Consider the following 18,528-nt stretch of genomic DNA (forward strand, 5'->3'; position numbering starts at 1 on the left):
TAATATGCACATAGCTACTAAAAAAACAATTATCGATATTGCTGCAGAATCAAAACTTGTCCCATTAGCTAGGCAAGCCTGGGGGGATCATCCCGTGTTGGCTGATTGCACAACCAGAATTGCCGGGCATCTTTTTGGTGTTCATATTGCCGGGGCTCACTTGATTGATGGGGTTGTAAGGTCAGCCTTGCTTTCATATAGATCAGCCATGGAGTCTGGTGATAACGAAATTGATGCTTATGTTACCTGCCTACTAATTCAAAGCAGCTCAATATTTAACTACCAACACTCTTCTAAGGATATCGGTGGGAAGAGTATTCAATGGCAGTGCCTAAAAGAGTCTTACGTTGAGTTTTTAAGGTCATGCAATGGCAATGAGGTGCTATGCAAAGAGATTAGCCCATCGAAGGACCCTTTGTATTACGCTTGCCTACTATCAAGCGTCACAATGCCATTAATGGTTACCAATCTGATGGCGGCAAAACAGGCCCCAGTTAACAAGGGGCGGAATGCGCGAACTTAAAAATCCGTTTGCAAACCACATCTTATTTTGGGCTGTGGTACTACCAATGGTCATGCTTGCAATATTGCCAGCCTTTCTGCCAAGAGCCTATTTTGAAATTAATCCGCAGGAAGTTTCATTGGCAAAGCAGTGGGCAGATATTCGGTCTGTGAATGTATCTGTCAACGCACATTTTACGGCGTGGTTCATTGACACTAGTTTTGTTGATAGGTCCATCGATTTTTTTTCAACTAATCCGTTAGCTTCATTTTCAAGTAATGCCGCCAACGCCAATTTTTCATTCACAAGCAACTGGATTCAAAATGTCTGGCTGATGGTCTATAGAAGTATTTGGCGAATTTTCGCTTTTTGGCCGGTTATTGGATACGCAATTCTCGGGGTCGTGGTGCCGTTCGCGCTTGATGGGGCTGTAAGTAGATCTAAAAAGAAGTATGAGTTTGGGTTTCAGAACCCTGTCTATTTTTACTCTGCAATGCACATCTTTTCGTTTTGCATTGGAATGGCGATATTTTTGCCGATGTTGCCGATGGCTATTAACTATGAAGTTCTTGGGGTGTTTATCGCCGCACTAGCGCTTGCCTCATGGGTAACCGCTGGAAACTTTCAGGTAGGAGCTGGTTAATTACTTAATTTATCCTCGACCATGTAACCCCTAGTGGTCGATGGGCATTGGTGTAAGCCAATGATTTAAAACGAATCCCATTTTCAAAAAGTTGACCATCGAGGGACAAGTTTTGTGAAAAATAAAATGAAGCTGGATAGTAAGCTCCATTTTCTTCAATTAATACCCGCTATTCATATCGATCTCCACTCCGCATAACCCTTTAATAGATTAATTCTGATCTTTTAAAGAGTTTTGTCATGAAGTTCTCCGCAGTAAATTTTCGCAACTTAATCTCAGCTGCCATTCTCTTCCTAGGTCTCAATATCTCGGGGGGTAAACCTTGGCTCCGCATATGCTCAAACATGGCAGAACGTTCCCTCTCAAGCTGGCGCTTCAGGAACCTGGCAGGCTCTAAGTTGTAATACCACCTCTAATTTGACGTGGCAACCGCTAGGTTGCAACCCAGTTACTTATAGCTGTCCTGCAGGCTATACGCTCTCGGGGCAGACTTGTTCTATCACGGTATTGAGCGCTGCTATTCCCAACTACTATTGTTCTAATGGGGTTTTGAGTGGGGTGAGCTGCGTTACGAGCAGTAGTTATGCGGCGTCCGCAAACTGGTACTGCCCGAGTGGTGGGAGTTTGAGTGGAACAACGTGCACTGTAAGTGGGAGTTATGGGGCGACGGTAACGCGGACTTGCTCAGCCGGCCTTACGCTAGTTGGCACTCTTTGTCGTGGGTATGGAATGGGCGGTCCGGTTACAACAGGATCGGGGGCATCTTATTCTTGCCCATCTGGTGGTTCACTCAGTGGTAGCACGTGTTACACCACATCAGCCTACGCAGCATCGATTAGCTCCTACTCCTGCATATCAGGAGGCGTACTGTCTGGTGCCAGCTGCACGATCACCAGCTCAAGCGCAGCCAGTATTTCTAGCTATTACTGCAATAGTGGGGTCCTCACGGGGTCGCAATGTTCGATAACGGTAACGGTACCGGCTACGGCTAATTAAACAAGAAATTAAATTCTAATGCCTTGCGATAAGATTAATCCAACTGCGGTAACCCATAAATCCACCGTCCGATTTTTTAATATACTTCCGAACGAGATACAGGGATCCAGCAATCCCAAAAAATGCTATCGTGCCACTAATTTCAGGGGCGTTTTGATGTGTGTGCAGGGTTGATAACAATGTAAGGGCAATACAACAAATAACCATCGCATCAAATAACCGAGACTGACGAAGCGCTTTTTGATGGTATTTTTCTACAATGACCTCCGGTGGATAACCTAAACCAATAAGCCTTGATTCATAACGGAGCCACTTCTTTTCACGGCCATCTCCAGTCCCGCATGTGTGAGCCGCGAATGATCTTTTATCGATCTCAGCCCAATCGTTTAATTGGCCCTTGATTAGGGTGTATGCATTCGAATTACGTTTTGTATTTTTAGACATCACCATTCTCCTCAATTGCTCTTGACAATGACTCTTCTTTAAGTGTGGAAAACGTCGCAATAATTTTTGCCAAAATCCTGCGGCGAAGTATTTTTCTGGCCTCTCGAATGCCTTGGTGTTGATAGAAGTCATCCAGTACCCATAAAACCGGCTCCTGTAATTTCAGTAGAATATCAATAGCAATCTTCTTATGCTCAATCAATATCGAACTATTTTCTGGCAGCTTTAAGATTGACCTCATTTCAAACTCAAGAGCAGCCTTGCGGAATAAGTCTCCCTCAGAAATTTTGAAGTCTGGTATATCTATATTTCCAGCCAAACCCACTAATGCATCACGTTTTTTTGTAAAACATTGAAGCAAGCATTGGCCCTGGCGTTCTGAGCACTTCATCATCTCCGCGAATTCATCAGAAGATTCGATCATTGCGACCCGATCCAACAGATACATCTTCATTGGAGCCGCATTTGGGTAATACGGGTTTGGAAGGAAATCATCGGCAAGCGGCATCAGTTTTTTGATAAGGCCAGACCTCCACCCACGCTTTTTTAAATCACTTGCTGAAATGTATTGATTAATGTCCAACGCTCAACCCTTTACTGGCTTTGTTAATATAATCAATATGGTTAATAGATGGATTTTGAATCTTTTCTGGCCCCCCGGGAACAATGATGGATAAATGGGATGGAAACAGATAGTTCGCACCACCAATAACCATGAACGTCACAAAAAGAGCCCCACAATAGCGGTTGATATTGGCGCTAATAAACGATGCCTTCCATGGTGTAGGCGCAGCATTTTGAAGGCGAACGATTTTATTTTGCAATGCACAATATTCTTTCTGCTCAATAGATAGCAGATGTCGATGTTTCGCGCCTTGATCTGACTCTATTAATCCAAAAATCGATTGATTTAACTCACTAATATCAAGATTTGCCTTGCCGCGTGACTCAAAGTCAGACTTATATTCATTCAAGCGGTTATAAAGACGGCCTACCAATACCATATCCCCCTGAAGGCTTGCGTCCAAAACTGTATCATCCGATGAAAAGACGGCAATTGCATGAACGGGGATATCGTTACCAATGAACTCTTTGGCGCGCTGAACCTTGCTCATCGATTGAATGATGGGGTCCTTACGTACAACACCGTCACCACACAAAATGCCATCTTTAACCACTGAAAGGCGCCCACCATAATTTTTTGTTTCAATCAAAAATATTCCAAATTGAGTCAATAAAATATGGTCAATTTCTTGACTTCTTTGATGTTGTTTTAATGGCTTAAATAACAAAGTTTGCTCATCCAAAAAACGAGCCGGGCCAATACTTCCTGATTTCACTATAGAGCTAATGGTGCGACGAACAATATTTTCACCGTGTGAGCCAGCGACTCTAATTTTCTGCATCGCATTACCTGTTTGATTTTTGGAGTATCTATGTAGTCGCGCTACATTCCACTTTAATAATGCCCGTCCAATAGTTAAAAGGCCGTAAATGCTGACTGAGACCCAAAATGCGTCGCCAAGCAATCGCAAGGCGTACTGTATAAATGATAGGGTTGGGTAGCGACCCAGACTCTTAATTTCGCAAACTAAGAGGGCTGCAAAAATCCACAAACTGGCGAACTTGGCTGCCGTTAAAAGTGTGAATCGGGTAAATTCGTTTTTCATAACCTGCGCTTTTTATTTAATAATTGAAACGTGCAATCGCTGTTTCTAGGTTTATCTTCCCACTTAGATCAATGAAGTCAAGAACCGGAAAAACAATGCAACACAAAACAATTGCACTTTGCGCATCGCTCTTATTTACTGGTGCAGCCTACGCACAAGGGGTGAGCGCAGACTCCCCATTAGCAGCCCTATTGGCTAAGCGTGGGCAGGAATCCAGTCAAAAAAAGGCTGATACAAGTTCTCAATCAGCATCTTCAGTGCCAGCCTCTAAAAATGCCACACAAAACAGCCCTCCATCCGTCGCACCAAAAGTTGAGGAAAAGACCTTAGCTAAGCAAAAGAATGCCGCCTCAACTCATTTCGCACCAGCGTTAGCCGACAATACAAAGATGGAAGCAGCAGCTCCAAAAACGGGGGCAACCAATCCAATAAACGGTCAGGACGCGACCGTCGAAGACTTGGACCGGGTTTTATCCATCAAGAAAAAGCAAACTGATATTGCGCTTGAGGAGGCAAAACGACTTAAGGCTGAGGCTGAGATTTTGACCTACAACTTAAAGCAAGGGGTCCCGCCAAAAGTAGGTGCAACCGATCAAAAGCCGGCGCCTCAAGAGTCTGCGGTAATTAGCGTTAACGCCAAAAAGAAAATTAAAGGCAAGCTTGAGGTAGCTCAAATTCCCCCTCAGTCAATTGGACCAAATGTGGTTGGAGTCATGACATCCAAAGGTGAGCCAACAGCAATGATTGAGGTAGCTGGACAGATCATGTATCTCAAACAGGGCGAGTCATCGGGCACATATACGGTCGGATCAATCAACCAAAATACTGTTGAAATTAATGGAAGATCATATTCGGTAGGATCTCAGGCAAGCCGGCAAACTACCGTTGATAGACAAGTGCCAACAGGTCCTAATGGTGTTCCATTAGCGCAATCGAGCAACTTACCAAAAGTGGCGAGCGGCATCGGGGCGTCATCACAAAGCCCATTGCCACCAATTCAAAGCATCACTTCCACACAGCCTTTTACTGGAGTATCGACTAACCAAGCAAATCAGCCGATCACTCTCAATAACGCCGCTGGAACCTCTACGGCGCCACCGCCACCGCAACTTAATTAGGGGCAATGGTGTTAAGAATACAGTGCTTGCAACGCTTTCGACTGATTGTAATTTTTTTGCTCTCGATTGGGGTTAGCATTTCTGGGTCCGCTAGCGCCCAGAGGTCGGTCTCAAAATCCAGCCAAACTTCCGTGGTGATTGCGCAAACCATCAACGGAGTAACTGCGCCTTCATCAACAATGACGGCCACCATAGGCCCAACTATGTTTATTGGTGGTGATATTGCCACCTCATCTAGAGTTTCGGAAAGCGAGTCATCGCTTGCTTCATATATTGCGCCCGTATCGTTTGCGACTTACCCGGTCGGCACGACGAGCGGCGATATTATTGGACAGGCAAGCACAACCCTTTTTTTGCAGATACCTCTATTAACCTCTGAGTTAACGGCGTATGCCAAATTGAAGGGTGCAAATAGCATTACCTTAAATTTTGATCAAGAGGTAGCATTGCCAGGGCTATCAAGTACCGTTCGCTTATTTTGGAATTTCAGTCTCATAGACGGTAGGGCGGTATATGGAAATCCAATCATAGTGAACTCCAACCCCCACCTGCTTTATGCAATTTACTTTTCAAAAAATGTAATGAGCGGTCTACCGGCTTCATTTGCAAATGTAAATGGTGGAGTTTTGCAATACCAAACAACCAAAACTGACGGAACTCCAATATCTCAAATGGTTTCAATTGATACTGGTGGAATTTTTGATGCGCCACAGCCGACCTCAAATTCTGGTGGAGTAGATGCTGATGCCGGACTCAAATGCTTGATTAACCCCGCTGGCGGTACTGGATGCGCATCGGGTCAGGTGAGTATTGTTGCACTTATTAATCAAACCTCATCTGTAGCTGCGGTACTTGATTATGTTCGGATGGTTTCGCCGCTGTATAAGTCGGTTGTTAATGGCGATGGGTCAACTTCACAAATAGCACAGATGTCATTGAATGTCACCGCGCGCAATCTAACATCAAACACCTGTCATTACACGTACCAAAATCAAGGCAATTATGCTTATGACCTAAGCACATTGGTTGATCGATATTACGTTCAAGCGGATGGGACTTATAGCCGAATAAATCAATACTCCGGACAAACGTGGTCTCCATCCGTAAATTATGACTACAGCATCAAGGTTTTGCCCTCCCAAACTTCGATTTTGCCTGGAGAAATCATCGACCCAACCGGCATTACATCTAATTTAATTAATATTAGCGATGTAGCCATATTGACTCAGCTTGCTCCAATTACAGATATTGGTAGCTTTAGCCCTAGCTTAGGCTCATGGTCATCTAGCTGTCGTACTTATAGAGCGTGGGTGAGTTTTAATGCTGTTTGCGACGCAACAACCGGCAACCTTATAGTGAACACTCAAATGGATTGTAATCCTGGTCCTTCGCCTAATCTGCAAACAATGTTGGCGAATCAAAATACTTGGTATCCAATTCAGATGAGTATTGTTACAGGAGATAATGCCCCGCATTGCGGAGGTGGAGCACCCTGGAGTGCGATGGTCGATGGCAGTGGAAATTTATGGATTAATTCAAATGGATGCGGGGGCAGTAGCGATCAAGGGCAAGACATTACACTGCAAAGCTATAGAAGCATTTTTCAGAGTTATTACACAGCACCAGTCACTCAATCCTGCACGCAATACGATATCTATGGCAACACTTACACGGGAACCTGTCAAGTTGATGAGCAGTACTTATCAATTTTTCAAGGGATAAACCTTAATAATGGACAGCCAATTACAGGGACCCAGGATCTTGGGCCTGTCGCCCCTCCACCAGATTCTGGTGGAGGAGGAGGGGGTGGTTGATGTATATGAAGCAATTGTTAAATTCAAAATGAAATAAATGACGAAGATATCTTTAATAATTATTGCCAGCACACTGCTTGCATCATTCAACGCTAAAGCAGACTGCTTTGATGACGCCGCAAATTTACATAATATATGCGGCAAAGTGCAGTGCCGTTATCTCATACGCCCAAATATTCTAAGGGCAATTGCCAAGGTCGAATCAAATTTTAATCAGCGAGCAGTTGGCTACAATCAAAATGGCACTCGAGATCTTGGCTTAATGCAGATCAACTCTATACACTTGCCAGTATTGAGAAAATTTGGGATTACCGAAAATCATCTTTACGACGGATGTACTAGCATCTATATTGGCGCCTGGATATATCGGCAAAATATCGATATATATGGCGACACATGGAATGCTGTAGGGGCCTATAACTCAAGAACTCCCTATTACCGTGATATATACGCAAGAAAAGTCTATGTGGCATTAATGGCAATGAATTCGGTGCAATTGGCATCAAATTAAGCATTGAATTGTTTAAAAAGATTCGAGTTTAAATATTTGATATTTAGTTCTTAATTCTTAGAATGTAATTTCACTGATCGCATAAGCGGAATGACGTGAAATTTTTAAACCCTATGGGCCATTAATCCCATAAGGGTACATGGTCTCAATTCTTAAGGAAGCTGACCATGAAATCTAGTTTAAATATTCGCTCTACCACTCGCGGGGCTATTGAAGGTGTTGAGAACCTAGTTCTTACAAAGCAAAATGACTTTAAAAAAGTTGTTTTAGCCGACCCAACTTTATTGAGCGGATTACGTTCAATTGATTGGATTATCGACTCATTTAAGGCTGATGTTCAGTTTTTAGATGCTTTGGCACATCATGAAAAGACTCCAGCAAAAGTTAAGTCTTTGGTCGCTAACATTCTCTGGAAAGAGTTTGTCTGTGTAAAAAATGAAATTAATAAACCAGATGTGAAGACATTTAATACATGTCATTTAACTATGGTTCATTAAGAAATATGGCCCTTTGGGGTCGGTATTGCAGCCCTTCGGGGCTGTCTTAAGCTCTTTACCGGGAGAGTTTAAGACAGCTTCAGAACAGTTTACTTAACCCGCAAAGCGGAATGAACTGGAGATTGTCATGAAATCAATTATTGTTGCCATTGCGTTAACGTTATCAACTTTTGGAGCTTTCGCATCAGATGTAAATTCTGTTGTGAATCTTTGCCAGGTTAATTTGCAGGCTGAGTTAATGGATTCAAAAACGCTGGCTAGATCAGAGGCGGAAAATTCGTTTGGCTCATCTTGGGAATTTTTTTCGGCTGATTGGGATGCCGCATGGAATGAGCGTTCTGCAGCTTGGATTAATGCTCAAAAAGAGGTTTGCGGAAAATAAATAATACAACCCTTTGGGGTTGTATTAAACCCTCTGCAATGAGGTCTTAAAACATCCCTAATATTTACAATTCATATCCTCGCGATGCGGAATGAACTCAAGGCAAATAGCCAATTCAATTAAATCATCTTAAATGGAGTAGTTATGGAAAAAATAGATGGCAAGAAGCAAAAATTACCGCTGCCAATGGCAATCCTAATGAGTTTCTTATACCTTTGGTTTTCACCAGTAATGCTGCTTATTTTTAGCTTAAAGTTGGTTAAGCAATCGCTAAAAAAGCTATGGAAATTTACATTTTCATAATCGAATAATCCCGCAGCTCTTCGGAGTTGTTCTAAGCCTTCTGTAATGATGGCTTAGAACAGTTTCGACGGCTTTAAAACACCGCATAGCGGAATGAAATTAGGAAACTTATCCATGAATATCAATAAATCAATTCGCATCATCATTGCCGCTCTTGTTGTGGCCACTCTTTCTGCATGCACTTCAATCCCAACTGGACCAACAATCGGTGTAATGCCAGCCGTTGGAAAACCATTTGATGTATTTAAGACTGACGACAAGGAATGTCGTGCTTTTGCTTCCGAAAATTCTGAAGGCACATCATCTGCCGCTGTTACCCAGGGTGTTGCGACTACCGCAATTGGCGCGGCTCTAGGTGCCGTGGCTGGAGCTGTTATTGGTGGAGGAAGCCATGTTGGGGTTGGTACAGGCGCTGGTGTTGGCTTGCTTGGTGGTGCTGCTGTTGGGGCTTACGGCTCTAGTGGCAAACAAAACCAATCGCAACTGCAATATAACCAAGCATACAAGCAATGTATGTATGCCAAAGGCAATCAAACCCCGATGTAATGAATATAGAAAACCCTTCGGGGTTTTCTAATGAGGCCACGGGCTTTATTAGAAAACTTCGCAGCGCACCCTCAAATCTCGCCATAAATTGGCAATTCAAGGAAAATTTTATGAATAAATTATTTGTAGTTATATTATTTGCTGTGAGTTGTAACGTCCTTGCTCAAGCGCAGCAAAATCAAACCTCTTCTCCAGCAATCATTTCTGGGTATATGACTAATGCAACCCCTTTGCCTGGTTATGTTTCTCAGGGTCACGAAAATAGTAATGCGGGGGCAGTTGTTTATGCTGTAAAGCGCGTAAATACGCCATATAGCTATAACGGTGGACATTGGAATAATAATCCCATAGTTTATCCTCAGGCTTATCAACAATCATTACCTCGTGGTTATGGCTACTAGCCCGGCGCTATAGAAAGAACTCAACATGAAGTCTCGAAATCATGTTGCGCTTGCTCTTCTCAATAGGGGTGGCGCAACAAAGCGCCATTCTTGTGAACAACGCAAGCATCAACAGCAAGAAAAACAACTTAAGAGGGAGCTTAAACAGCTTTTTGCTTGAGTGGGTAGGCCTTGCGCCTTTCCAATGCAATCAATAGTGATTGCATTGGATAGTTTCAAGCAATCCTTTAAAACAGCCAGCACTATGGCATTTGAAAGGAATTATTATGAAGAAATTTTTAATTGCTATGTTGGTAGCAGTCGGATCAATGACATCTCCAGCAAAGGCTCACGACAATAACTTTGCGGTCGGCGCGGTTATTATTGGCGGAGCATTGGTAGCTAGCGCTATTGCCACATCCGTTTATGGTCAGCAAAATTATAATCAGCAACCAGTAATGATTGCTCAGCCAGTAAATTATGGATACGCCCCAGCATATAACCAGGGATACTGGGTTCAAACTCCCGTAATCATCCAGCAGCCGGCATATGGTTATGGATACGGTTATCGCCGTCATTGGTAGGCCATTAGTTAGCAACCGCTGGCATATAGTGCAATAGATTATTAAGCCTCCGAAAGGAGGCTTTTTAATTGGATATAACAAATTCAATTAAAAAGCCCTTTCCTTTTTAAACGCCTTTTTTAGGCAAGACAAAGGGAGTCTTTATGACGGAAGTACAAATTAAAGTAAATGCATCAAACTTGATTAACAATCTTGGCGCTGTCTTTTCAGATAGCAAAAAGGTATTGTCAGAGTTGATGCAAAACGCTTATCGCGCTAGTGCAACAAAAATTAACATCAGCGAAGAAGATGGCGTTGTCATCGTATCTGATGATGGTGGTGGAATATCTAGCTTTACTGACTTGCTTACTTTGGCTCAATCTGGATGGGATGAGGATGTCATGCTAGCCAATTCACCCTACGGTATGGGTTTCTTTTCGACGCTGTTTTCAGCCGACAAGGTTACAGTTCATAGCAATGGCAAGAAAATCACAGTAGATTGTAAGATTGATTTTTTAACACAAAAAATCGCAATTACATCTTCAGATGTTCATATTGGAACCAGGGTTGAATTGCATGGCTGCAAGGTTGAAAACATTGAGAATGCATTGCATGTTCATTGCGCAGGCTTCCCAATTGATGTGTTTTTGAATGGGTCAGAAAAACCAATGCCTAGTCCGCATCGACTTACTGATGATTTCAAGGATTTTGGAGTTGGGAAAATTAAAAGCGAATTAAGCAAATTCCGCGGAAATTACGGCTACGGCTGCACCCAAGTACGATCATATATTGCCTATCTTCAGGGGTTTGTAGTTGATAGCAACTATGGATACAATTCCACGCATAGCCGAAATGATGTTACGGTTATTCATCTTGACGAATCATTCAGGGCTCGGATGCCGGATCGTGATTGTCTAATTAATCCAGAAGAAGAGGAAAACCGGATTAGCGGCGCATTAGTTGATTTTCGAAAAAACCAAATTTCGGAAATTAAGAAAGCGGATCCATGTGATTTGTTTAATTATTATTCTGCAATCTCTGACTTGGATTTCATTGATGTATTTAATGATATCGAGGTTTTACCGAGATCATTTTTCGGAACGCTATCTCACCCAATAAAAAGCTCTGAAGCATATCAATGCTCCATTAATCCACTTTCAGACCGCGGCCCAGAGAAAAACTTCTTCACAAAAGAAGAGGTTAAGATCGGCGGTTTTTTGAGGGGCGATCCAACGGGTATTGATAATTCGGAGCATCCATATGCTATGGCATTGATGATGGCAATCAGCAGATCTGAGTCTATTATTTTGAAAAAGAAATTAGACGCAAATCACTGGGTTTACGTTAATACCCAAATGATTCCGGACTTAAGTGATTTTGAGTACGAAGATCGCAATTCTGATATGCCACTAAAAGTGACCTATCCAGAGCCATTAAAGTCTGGTAATTGGAATGGTAATGCTGTTTTATTGGTTGATCACTATTTAATCGAAGTCCCGTCTATCGGGCTGGGGGTTAGGGTTGATTTGAAAGATGGTCTAGCTATTGGTTGCGATGAGGATGGTTTTGAATTTGTAGATCCTTCAATCATGCTGTTTCCAAAAGAATCTGATTCAGATGTTTTGGATCAATGCAATACATGGATATCAGACGATCAATACGATGAAAGTTGGGCCTCTACTGAAAAAGGCAGCCTTAACGCCTATCTTCGAGTCCTTCGCGGTCAAAATCCCGCCTCAGTGCTATCCGATTTGTTGGCGGATACAGATTGCATTATTCGTGAGACATTGGCTGGAAAAACTTTCATTGTTGCTTTTGGCTCGAGCGGAATTCCTAGCGTTGCGGAGGCTGGCAATGAGTAATCCGACTGAGCAATACTGGGTTAAGAAAGCTGAAAAGCAGTTCTTGGGCAAAAGGATCATTGGTACTCGTTACCTTACCGAAGAGGAAATGAATGATCTTGGCTGGACTCAAAAATGCGTTGTATTGCATTTAGATGATGGTAATATTATTTTCCCATCAGTGGATGATGAGGGCAATGACGCTGGAGCGCTTTTTACCAATAACAAGGAATGTGATACCTTCCCAGTCATTCGTTCGTAGCATTAAAAATAATAGCCCCTCGAAAGAGGGGCTATTGTCGTTTATGCGCAGGCTTTATTAATTTGGCCCAACTTAGCGTATGCCCACTCCAATATGCATTGTGTCAAAGCTACCGAAATTGCGCCAATAAAAATGGTAATAGCCCTAATATAGTCTGCGCCGATAACGCTGTCCAGATAGTGGACTGCAAACTCAAAGGCGCCACCGATGATTCCTACTGTCAGAACCATAACGGCTAGGTTGGTTAATTTGAGAATCGTTGTATTTGTTTTCATTAATTTATAAATCCTGTTTAGATGTGTTTATCTTAAATTACTTAATCACAAAGTCAAATCGCATTTAAAACTAGCACCAAACACCCAACAAGGTTATATCAAATGCATTGCCAACCTCTTTCCAAACTCCAAATACCCTTTCGCATTCCCCATTACTGGCTCATCTAAAACGGTAAACTGCCCCGGAAATTGCTCGCGCATAGGTTTTTCAAAAAAGGTAGCGCCGCCGCCAGTCAAAATAACATTGTCTATGGAGATGGCTTTCCCAGAAGATCGATCTACCTGGTGGCTATTAATCTCGGTTAACAACAGAGAAACAATACTCGATGCTTTACGCTCTGCGATGATGCGGTAGGGCGCAAAGTCGTAGCGCTTGCCCATCAGGTTGGTATACCCATTATGAAGTGCGGTATCTATTACATGCTCGTTAATCGAAATTCCAGTATCTTTGAGGAATGCTTTCCCTACCTCATTCAAGATTGCTGAAACGCCTCCGTTAAATGCGCCTGATCGCTCCAAAACTGCTTTTGCCCCTTTACTGGTGAACCAATCAACCGTTAGGTATCCAGGGTCAATCACAAGGTGTGTTTTATCAAAAGCCTCCGAATTATTCTCCAGCTCAATGTAATGGAGCATGGAGCCCATAGGTTGAGGCAATACGGCAACCTTCTTGATGCTTGACGCGAAGCATGGTCCATAAATTGGCTTAAGACCGGCCGTGTTGGGGATTTGCAGGTTTTTGCAAAAGCGCTTAATTAACGCATCCTTCTTTTGGGAAAAATTCGATACTGGTAAGCCGAGCACTAAAAAATCAATCACATCCAATGTCATGCCCTCTGCCTTAGCGATGTAGTGCAGGGCGCCTATGACTAGAGCCTCGTAGGTATCTGATCCTGAGTAATCACCATGCAGTTCATTGCTGCCTTCGCCGGCCATATCAGGTCCAATCCAAAATAATTGCTTATTGACTAAGACTTGAACTCGGTCAAGCTGACCAATGCCAATATCGCTACCAGCAGGTTCGGTTGATCGCAGGGTTTGCGAGCTAAAAATCATTTCTTTAGCTGGGCCGCCATTAACTACCCAGGCCAGTTTAGTGTTGCCAAATCCTACGTCTATGGCGATGATGTTTTTGCTGCTCATAAATAATCCTCTATATTAAGTTGTTGACTAAATTTTTCGTCGATAAGGTCAGATTGATTGTTCGCTGATTTTTGAGGCGGTGAAGATTCAATGCTGGGCTTATTTGCCAAGGACTTAGATTGCTGGTCTAGGGTTGATGGCTTTTGGCTTGATTTCAGATGCTTGCGGATGAAGTATTTAAGTGACTGCAAAGTGCAAATGACATTATTCATGACTAGATAGTCGTAAATTTGCTCATGTGTGTAGCCAGACTTTATTAGCTTCTCAATCGCAGCCCCATGATCAAGCAGGGCGTATGACTTTTTCTGAGGTTTATTAGCCCCAATGAATTCTTCGATGTCCATTATCTAGTGTTACTGCTTGTTCGTAAAAATGCCTAATTGCGTGTAAATAGGTGTAAATAAGTCTTAATAAGTGTTTATGTGTTTTTGTGGTACGTGAATATTTGTGATTTCGTGTAAAGGTGTGTATTTGTGAGTGAATATGCCATGCAGTTAATTTAATAGAATGAGCGAAACCTATTTTTTCGAATAACGCAAAATTTATTGAACATTTCAATCCCAAGGCGCGAATCAAAATCACTAATATCTAGGTTCGCCTGTTGTAGTTGGGCACCGTTTTAACTCGCCGTCTTTTCGGCATCGCAGTTTGATTTATCCATATACATTGGGTCTTGTTTCATATTTAAAGCCTATTCTTAGTCGTCAACCTTTGCGTTTACTGATTTTCAAGACGGTCTTTATTGATATGCGCGAGAGATTGCGTAGGATTGGTTTGGCATAACGCTTAACCCATCAAAATTTTTTATCTATATATTCAGAAACTACTCATAACAGAGTACGCTCACCACTTAACGAATATGCGCCTCTGGCGTCCACATTCAGAACTATCATCAAACAGAATAAATTTCTGAACGTTAAAACAGTGCTTTTAGCCTCGCACAATGCGAACCTGACTGCAATCACAAACAAAAATTATAAGAACGCTAACAGCCCCTAAAGGGCTGAGAATTGCCCACGGTCAAAGACCACGCAACTCTAGCCTTCTGCCCGGTTACGCACTAGGGTCAGCAACAACAAAGGGATTATCCGTTTCCCAGAAGCCACGAGCTTCACAACGGACGCAACCGGCACGTTACGCCGGGACGTTAACACCAGTATCAAGGCGTTAACAACCTCGAAGTCTTGAGGCAACTGCATTACCGGCACGGTAGGCCGACTGTAGTTGAACTGCATATTCTTAATCGACCGCTACCCAGTATCACCGCAATAAAGGCAGTAAAAGACTCACAAACAACCAGCCTACGGCAACAGCCAAAGGCACAACATGGGTAATCATAATGATTTCGAAAAAAACAAACACCGCATTACAAGACATTACCCTCAACGAAGGCTGGAAGCGCCAGCTTCAAGACATTCTCAATAAAAATTCCGGCACCAGAGTCAACGGCAAAGTCGCCTCAAACCGCACCCAAGATATCGCCTGCAAAACACTCTTCTCCGAGTTCAATACACTCAGGGATTTGGGTTACCGCACTATGCCCATCAATTTCGGAAACAAACAAATGGAAGTGCTGGTAAAAAACTGGTATTACACCCGCAAGCTCTCTCCTAAAACGATGGCCACCCATCTGACCCAGTTTAGAAAGTTTGCGGAGTGGATTGGTAAGAAGGGTATGGTCAGAGACCTTGTGCACTATCTATCCGATGTTGACCCAAAATTACTTCAAGTGCATTTTGCCGCCACCGAATCCAAAAGCTGGAGTGAGCATGATATTGACGTCATTGAGGAAATCACCAGAGGCGATGCAATGGATTTACGTTTCGGCTGCATGCTCCGTCTCGAATATGCTTTTGGATATCGTATGCAGGAATGCTTGCTCTGTGACCCATGGGTAACAGATAACATTCATTCCATTGCTATTTTACCCAGCCAAGGCAAAGGTAATCGCGCCCGCAATATCCCAATTGATAGCCCAGCTCAAAGAAAAATCATCGAATACATCAAAACCATTATCAAAAAAGGTGAAAAAGTAGGGTGGTGCGACGTTGATGGCACGCCACATGATTTAAAAGTAAACATCAACCGCTACGGCTATCTGATGCGAAAGCTAGGAATGACCAAAAAGGATCGCGGCGTTACCGGGCACGGCTTAAGAGCCGAGTACTCTGAAGACCAAGCTCTTCGTCTTGGCTATATTCCACCAACCCTGGGCGGCACCAACGACCAAATGAGCAAGGAAGACCTCACCATTAAGCAAAAACAGGTGAGCGAACGTCTTGGGCATAGTCGATCTAGTGTGACGGCTGCTTACTACGGCTCATCTGAACTTGCCAAAGAAAACACCAAAAGAAGGGATGAGGCTAAAAACAAAAATAAAGTCATCGATGCAGTAAGCCGCTAATCAAGATTTAAATAGGATAAATAATGAAGCCAAATCATCGCTCAAAACGGTCTACCAGCACCCCACCTGATTCGAGTTGAGTACGCCAAAAACATCGTAATGCAATTAGGTCTTCTGTCCGGACGTTGGGTGTCATGACCGACCAAACGCCTAAAGAGGAAATTGATCTGATTCGCGCCCGAGTGCCCGAGACTTTGGGGAGTTCCAGGCTATCGATTGCTGGAAATTACTGCGGCAAGATTCAAAAGCCACTGATAAATGAATAAAAAATCCACGCCTCATAAAGCCGCTTCATTTTTCCACCCGCAGCCAGCTAGAATTTGTTGGTAAAACGGGCTTGACCCCTAAAAATCAAGTATCACGGTTCGCAGTAATACTTGGTGCCACAAATATCGACCTCATTAAGCTCGGCAACATAGCTATCTACTGTAGGGTAGTTATGCCTTCCCCAATCATCAAACTGTGCATAAATCACGGGAATATGATCGGCGCGAATTAACTCTTCTGGGTACCATTCATTTATCCATAAAATGTCACCGCCTGAATCAACGACGCAATCCAGAATTGATTGAAGCAATAAAAGCTCTTGCTGATATTTAGGTTTTCCCTCCATTTGGCCGGCACGAACAATCACATTAAGCATCCCAATAATCTCTGGAAATGGATTGCCCAGCGTTGGCGTAGGAAGGGCTCTGTGCTCCTCATATGCATAGCCATCATCTAGAAGGTGTACAAGATTGGCGTTGCCGGGGATTTGGACATTAAGCATATATATTTAATAGACATCAATATAGCGTTGAGTTAATCTTCCGCCCAGACCCTTCCATTCGTCCATCAAACTATTAAACAGTCTTTGCATAAAGCCATCATCAGCAGCAGCTTTCTGCCCAACATAACCATTTCCGCATTGAAATGTTTCATGGCGAAGAACGGACGTTGGGAATCGATCCTCAAAACCGCATGGATTAATATCGTCGGGCAGCGGGGTTACTCGAACCTCTCCAACTTGGTCCACCCAAAGAATGTGGTGGGCGCTTTTGTCATTGCAAGTTTCAAAGATAACTTTTAATTGGTTGATTGTTGGCGCTTGATTTAGGTTCACTTAGTGGGCCTCATTAAAAAAGTCATATTACAAGAATTCAGACATCAGCTTAAATGGGTAATTGCCCCAATAAGACCCCATAAGCCTATCAAGGCTAAATTTAACGCATCCAATCAAAATACACGTTCAAAATCACCAAAAAGGCGACGCTCAATAGCTGTTAATCCCCGTCCAGTAGCAACTTGAATCCGTTTTCCGACAGATGATTTAAATGCCGCCCCCGCTGTACTTTTGAGCCAGCAATCAGCAGTATCGCCGGGGTATTCGAGTTTTAAGTGGCATGCAACTTCAACCCCGGTCCCGCACTCATTTTGCAGAGCCAGTAATAAAGACATTGCGAGAAGGTGGCGGCCGGCCGGAACATAAAAGACGCCAAACCGCCTTTCATACACAAAAGGCCTAGAAAGATCCGCCTTAGCAAGTGGCACGCAGTCAAGAAGGCCATACTCACACGCTTCATTTCGCTGGAAGGCGGAAAACAGCATCATCTCGCCCATGGGAATCAAGCTGCTTTCAGCTCTTTAACCTCCTCTATATCGCACTCGCTAAAAAGCATGTCGGCGCCGTGCATATCAGCTTGGCGAAGCCTAACTCCGGCTTTGCGGCGTTGATCAAACCAGCAAGCAAGCTCCTCTGCTGTAGCGAATGCTGGGCTGATTGGGGTGCCTTCAGACGTATTCTCATACATCATGAGATATGTGCGTTCATTATCACTCCAAAGAGGCATGTAATCTTTAGGGTCAGGGCGTTCACCATCCCACGAGGAGTAGGGCTTACCCCTCTGGTCTTCGGTCAAAGAAATCCAATTACCTTGAGGGTCTAGTCTAAGTCCCTCGGCCCACTTTTGAGCCCCTTCATCCCAGCGAGCGGCCCGTTCGGAGAACTCCGCTCCATCATATAGGGGCAAATAGCGCCCATCTCTATCTTTTGGATGCTGCCAATCTTTCTTAACTCGACGCACTTCGCGACCCATCTTAAAATTCCTAGAGTTAGTATATCTAGACTTCTATTTAAACAACAAATTACGGATGCCCAAAAAGACAAGCAAGCCCCCTGAACATATAAAACAGATAAATGCAAATATGCTCATGATTGCGATGTCTTCCATAAAAAGGTGTACGGTTTCTTGCGC

The 18,528-nt window shown here is 43.3% G+C and carries 26 protein-coding genes; 16 read left to right on the forward strand and 10 right to left on the reverse strand.

Annotated features, from left to right (window positions below):
• Positions 1–4 precede the first annotated feature (4 nt).
• The 3 genes from ICN48_RS06540 to ICN48_RS06550 all read left to right on the forward strand — a co-directional run bounded on the left by ICN48_RS06540 (position 5) and on the right by ICN48_RS06550 (position 2,141).
• Positions 5–523, forward strand: a complete 519-nt coding sequence (locus tag ICN48_RS06540) for a hypothetical protein (protein ID WP_216152895.1) — start codon at positions 5–7, stop codon at positions 521–523.
• Positions 510–1,145: a DUF4400 domain-containing protein gene (locus ICN48_RS06545; protein ID WP_216152896.1), complete on the forward strand. Its 636-nt coding sequence runs from the start codon at positions 510–512 to the stop codon at positions 1,143–1,145. The genes ICN48_RS06540 and ICN48_RS06545 overlap by 14 nt, the downstream gene beginning before the upstream one ends.
• A gap of 417 nt (positions 1,146–1,562) precedes the next feature.
• Positions 1,563–2,141: a hypothetical protein gene (locus tag ICN48_RS06550; RefSeq protein WP_216152897.1), complete on the forward strand. Its 579-nt coding sequence runs from the start codon at positions 1,563–1,565 to the stop codon at positions 2,139–2,141.
• A 15-nt stretch (positions 2,142–2,156) separates the two neighbouring features.
• Here the strand turns inward: ICN48_RS06550 and ICN48_RS06555 are convergent, their stop codons facing one another.
• The 3 genes from ICN48_RS06555 to ICN48_RS06565 are packed head-to-tail and all read right to left on the reverse strand — an operon-like array spanning position 2,157 to position 4,255.
• Positions 2,157–2,585 (reverse strand): hypothetical protein, encoded by a 429-nt coding sequence (locus ICN48_RS06555; RefSeq protein WP_216152898.1) that lies wholly within the window; start codon positions 2,583–2,585, stop codon positions 2,157–2,159.
• Positions 2,578–3,168 (reverse strand): hypothetical protein, encoded by a 591-nt coding sequence (locus tag ICN48_RS06560; protein WP_216152899.1) that lies wholly within the window; start codon positions 3,166–3,168, stop codon positions 2,578–2,580. The genes ICN48_RS06555 and ICN48_RS06560 overlap by 8 nt, the downstream gene beginning before the upstream one ends.
• On the reverse strand, positions 3,158–4,255 hold the full coding sequence (locus tag ICN48_RS06565; protein ID WP_216152900.1) for a nuclease-related domain-containing protein: 1,098 nt from the start codon (positions 4,253–4,255) through the stop codon (positions 3,158–3,160). The genes ICN48_RS06560 and ICN48_RS06565 overlap by 11 nt, the downstream gene beginning before the upstream one ends.
• A gap of 95 nt (positions 4,256–4,350) precedes the next feature.
• Between ICN48_RS06565 and ICN48_RS06570 the strand changes: the two genes are divergently transcribed.
• The 11 genes from ICN48_RS06570 to ICN48_RS06615 all read left to right on the forward strand — a co-directional run bounded on the left by ICN48_RS06570 (position 4,351) and on the right by ICN48_RS06615 (position 12,472).
• Entirely contained in the window at positions 4,351–5,373 is a 1,023-nt protein-coding gene (locus ICN48_RS06570; RefSeq protein ID WP_216152901.1) for a hypothetical protein, read from the forward strand.
• A gap of 26 nt (positions 5,374–5,399) precedes the next feature.
• Positions 5,400–7,187, forward strand: a complete 1,788-nt coding sequence (locus ICN48_RS06575) for a hypothetical protein (protein ID WP_216152902.1) — start codon at positions 5,400–5,402, stop codon at positions 7,185–7,187.
• Between the two features lie 37 nt (positions 7,188–7,224).
• Positions 7,225–7,698, forward strand: coding sequence for a lytic transglycosylase domain-containing protein (locus tag ICN48_RS06580; RefSeq protein WP_255539495.1), 474 nt, complete (start codon positions 7,225–7,227; stop codon positions 7,696–7,698).
• A gap of 167 nt (positions 7,699–7,865) precedes the next feature.
• A complete protein-coding gene (locus ICN48_RS06585; protein WP_216152903.1) occupies positions 7,866–8,195 on the forward strand; it encodes a hypothetical protein in 330 nt (109 codons plus the stop codon).
• Positions 8,196–8,322: 127 nt separating this feature from the next.
• A complete protein-coding gene (locus ICN48_RS06590; RefSeq protein WP_216152904.1) occupies positions 8,323–8,577 on the forward strand; it encodes a hypothetical protein in 255 nt (84 codons plus the stop codon).
• 417 nt (positions 8,578–8,994) lie between these two features.
• Entirely contained in the window at positions 8,995–9,426 is a 432-nt protein-coding gene (locus ICN48_RS06595) for a glycine zipper family protein (protein WP_216152905.1), read from the forward strand.
• A 110-nt stretch (positions 9,427–9,536) separates the two neighbouring features.
• Positions 9,537–9,827, forward strand: a complete 291-nt coding sequence (locus ICN48_RS06600) for a hypothetical protein (protein ID WP_216152906.1) — start codon at positions 9,537–9,539, stop codon at positions 9,825–9,827.
• 25 nt (positions 9,828–9,852) lie between these two features.
• Complete coding sequence (locus tag ICN48_RS13855) at positions 9,853–9,987, forward strand: hypothetical protein (RefSeq protein ID WP_255539496.1); 135 nt, start codon at positions 9,853–9,855, stop codon at positions 9,985–9,987.
• Positions 9,988–10,093: 106 nt separating this feature from the next.
• Positions 10,094–10,390, forward strand: coding sequence for a hypothetical protein (locus tag ICN48_RS06605; protein WP_216152907.1), 297 nt, complete (start codon positions 10,094–10,096; stop codon positions 10,388–10,390).
• Positions 10,391–10,533: 143 nt separating this feature from the next.
• Entirely contained in the window at positions 10,534–12,231 is a 1,698-nt protein-coding gene (locus ICN48_RS06610) for an ATP-binding protein (RefSeq protein ID WP_216152908.1), read from the forward strand.
• Complete coding sequence (locus ICN48_RS06615; protein WP_216152909.1) at positions 12,224–12,472, forward strand: hypothetical protein; 249 nt, start codon at positions 12,224–12,226, stop codon at positions 12,470–12,472. Before ICN48_RS06610 ends, ICN48_RS06615 begins: the two co-directional genes overlap by 8 nt.
• A gap of 41 nt (positions 12,473–12,513) precedes the next feature.
• Here ICN48_RS06615 and ICN48_RS06620 read toward each other — a convergent pair whose 3' ends face one another.
• The 3 genes from ICN48_RS06620 to ICN48_RS06630 form a co-directional block, all read right to left on the reverse strand.
• A complete protein-coding gene (locus ICN48_RS06620) occupies positions 12,514–12,747 on the reverse strand; it encodes a hypothetical protein (protein ID WP_216152910.1) in 234 nt (77 codons plus the stop codon).
• Between the two features lie 93 nt (positions 12,748–12,840).
• Positions 12,841–13,890, reverse strand: coding sequence for a plasmid segregation protein ParM domain-containing protein (locus ICN48_RS06625; RefSeq protein ID WP_216152911.1), 1,050 nt, complete (start codon positions 13,888–13,890; stop codon positions 12,841–12,843).
• Positions 13,887–14,234, reverse strand: coding sequence for a hypothetical protein (locus tag ICN48_RS06630; protein ID WP_216152912.1), 348 nt, complete (start codon positions 14,232–14,234; stop codon positions 13,887–13,889). The genes ICN48_RS06625 and ICN48_RS06630 overlap by 4 nt, the downstream gene beginning before the upstream one ends.
• Before the next feature lie 995 nt (positions 14,235–15,229).
• On the opposite strand from ICN48_RS06630, the gene ICN48_RS06635 reads away from it, so the two are divergent.
• Together ICN48_RS06635 and ICN48_RS13860 are read left to right on the forward strand one after the other, a co-directional pair.
• Positions 15,230–16,294, forward strand: coding sequence for an integrase domain-containing protein (locus ICN48_RS06635; RefSeq protein ID WP_216152913.1), 1,065 nt, complete (start codon positions 15,230–15,232; stop codon positions 16,292–16,294).
• 134 nt (positions 16,295–16,428) lie between these two features.
• Positions 16,429–16,560: a hypothetical protein gene (locus tag ICN48_RS13860; protein ID WP_255539497.1), complete on the forward strand. Its 132-nt coding sequence runs from the start codon at positions 16,429–16,431 to the stop codon at positions 16,558–16,560.
• Between the two features lie 92 nt (positions 16,561–16,652).
• On the opposite strand, the gene ICN48_RS06640 is transcribed toward ICN48_RS13860, so the two are convergent.
• From ICN48_RS06640 to ICN48_RS06655, 4 genes are all read right to left on the reverse strand, one after another.
• Positions 16,653–17,063 carry a hypothetical protein gene (locus ICN48_RS06640; protein ID WP_216152914.1) on the reverse strand — a complete coding sequence of 137 codons (411 nt, stop codon included), beginning with the start codon at positions 17,061–17,063 and terminating at the stop codon, positions 16,653–16,655.
• A 6-nt stretch (positions 17,064–17,069) separates the two neighbouring features.
• Complete coding sequence (locus ICN48_RS06645) at positions 17,070–17,396, reverse strand: hypothetical protein (protein WP_216152915.1); 327 nt, start codon at positions 17,394–17,396, stop codon at positions 17,070–17,072.
• Between the two features lie 113 nt (positions 17,397–17,509).
• Positions 17,510–17,884, reverse strand: coding sequence for a hypothetical protein (locus ICN48_RS06650; protein WP_216152916.1), 375 nt, complete (start codon positions 17,882–17,884; stop codon positions 17,510–17,512).
• Positions 17,885–17,898: 14 nt separating this feature from the next.
• Entirely contained in the window at positions 17,899–18,369 is a 471-nt protein-coding gene (locus ICN48_RS06655; protein WP_216152917.1) for a hypothetical protein, read from the reverse strand.
• Positions 18,370–18,528 lie beyond the last annotated feature (159 nt).

The sequence above is a fragment of the Polynucleobacter sp. JS-Safj-400b-B2 genome, assembly GCF_018881975.1.
In the GTDB taxonomy this organism is placed as follows: Bacteria; Pseudomonadota; Gammaproteobacteria; order Burkholderiales; family Burkholderiaceae; genus Polynucleobacter.

Excerpts from the sequence above, each read along its gene's own strand:
- ICN48_RS13860 (WP_255539497.1), top strand. The coding sequence starts at position 16,429 with ATGACCGACCAAACGCCTAAAGAGGAAATTGATCTGATTCGCGCCCGA.
- ICN48_RS13855 (WP_255539496.1), top strand. The coding sequence starts at position 9,853 with ATGAAGTCTCGAAATCATGTTGCGCTTGCTCTTCTCAATAGGGGTGGC.
- ICN48_RS06615 (WP_216152909.1), top strand. The coding sequence starts at position 12,224 with ATGAGTAATCCGACTGAGCAATACTGGGTTAAGAAAGCTGAAAAGCAG.
- ICN48_RS06655 (WP_216152917.1), bottom strand. The coding sequence starts at position 18,369 with ATGGGTCGCGAAGTGCGTCGAGTTAAGAAAGATTGGCAGCATCCAAAA.
- ICN48_RS06540 (WP_216152895.1), top strand. The coding sequence starts at position 5 with ATGCACATAGCTACTAAAAAAACAATTATCGATATTGCTGCAGAATCA.
- ICN48_RS06605 (WP_216152907.1), top strand. The coding sequence starts at position 10,094 with ATGAAGAAATTTTTAATTGCTATGTTGGTAGCAGTCGGATCAATGACA.
- ICN48_RS06640 (WP_216152914.1), bottom strand. The coding sequence starts at position 17,063 with ATGCTTAATGTCCAAATCCCCGGCAACGCCAATCTTGTACACCTTCTA.
- ICN48_RS06620 (WP_216152910.1), bottom strand. The coding sequence starts at position 12,747 with ATGAAAACAAATACAACGATTCTCAAATTAACCAACCTAGCCGTTATG.
- ICN48_RS06590 (WP_216152904.1), top strand. The coding sequence starts at position 8,323 with ATGAAATCAATTATTGTTGCCATTGCGTTAACGTTATCAACTTTTGGA.
- ICN48_RS06595 (WP_216152905.1), top strand. The coding sequence starts at position 8,995 with ATGAATATCAATAAATCAATTCGCATCATCATTGCCGCTCTTGTTGTG.
- ICN48_RS06630 (WP_216152912.1), bottom strand. The coding sequence starts at position 14,234 with ATGGACATCGAAGAATTCATTGGGGCTAATAAACCTCAGAAAAAGTCA.
- ICN48_RS06545 (WP_216152896.1), top strand. The coding sequence starts at position 510 with ATGCGCGAACTTAAAAATCCGTTTGCAAACCACATCTTATTTTGGGCT.
- ICN48_RS06580 (WP_255539495.1), top strand. The coding sequence starts at position 7,225 with ATGACGAAGATATCTTTAATAATTATTGCCAGCACACTGCTTGCATCA.
- ICN48_RS06570 (WP_216152901.1), top strand. The coding sequence starts at position 4,351 with ATGCAACACAAAACAATTGCACTTTGCGCATCGCTCTTATTTACTGGT.
- ICN48_RS06555 (WP_216152898.1), bottom strand. The coding sequence starts at position 2,585 with ATGTCTAAAAATACAAAACGTAATTCGAATGCATACACCCTAATCAAG.
- ICN48_RS06650 (WP_216152916.1), bottom strand. The coding sequence starts at position 17,884 with ATGATGCTGTTTTCCGCCTTCCAGCGAAATGAAGCGTGTGAGTATGGC.
- ICN48_RS06610 (WP_216152908.1), top strand. The coding sequence starts at position 10,534 with ATGACGGAAGTACAAATTAAAGTAAATGCATCAAACTTGATTAACAAT.
- ICN48_RS06625 (WP_216152911.1), bottom strand. The coding sequence starts at position 13,890 with ATGAGCAGCAAAAACATCATCGCCATAGACGTAGGATTTGGCAACACT.
- ICN48_RS06585 (WP_216152903.1), top strand. The coding sequence starts at position 7,866 with ATGAAATCTAGTTTAAATATTCGCTCTACCACTCGCGGGGCTATTGAA.
- ICN48_RS06565 (WP_216152900.1), bottom strand. The coding sequence starts at position 4,255 with ATGAAAAACGAATTTACCCGATTCACACTTTTAACGGCAGCCAAGTTC.
- ICN48_RS06600 (WP_216152906.1), top strand. The coding sequence starts at position 9,537 with ATGAATAAATTATTTGTAGTTATATTATTTGCTGTGAGTTGTAACGTC.
- ICN48_RS06635 (WP_216152913.1), top strand. The coding sequence starts at position 15,230 with ATGATTTCGAAAAAAACAAACACCGCATTACAAGACATTACCCTCAAC.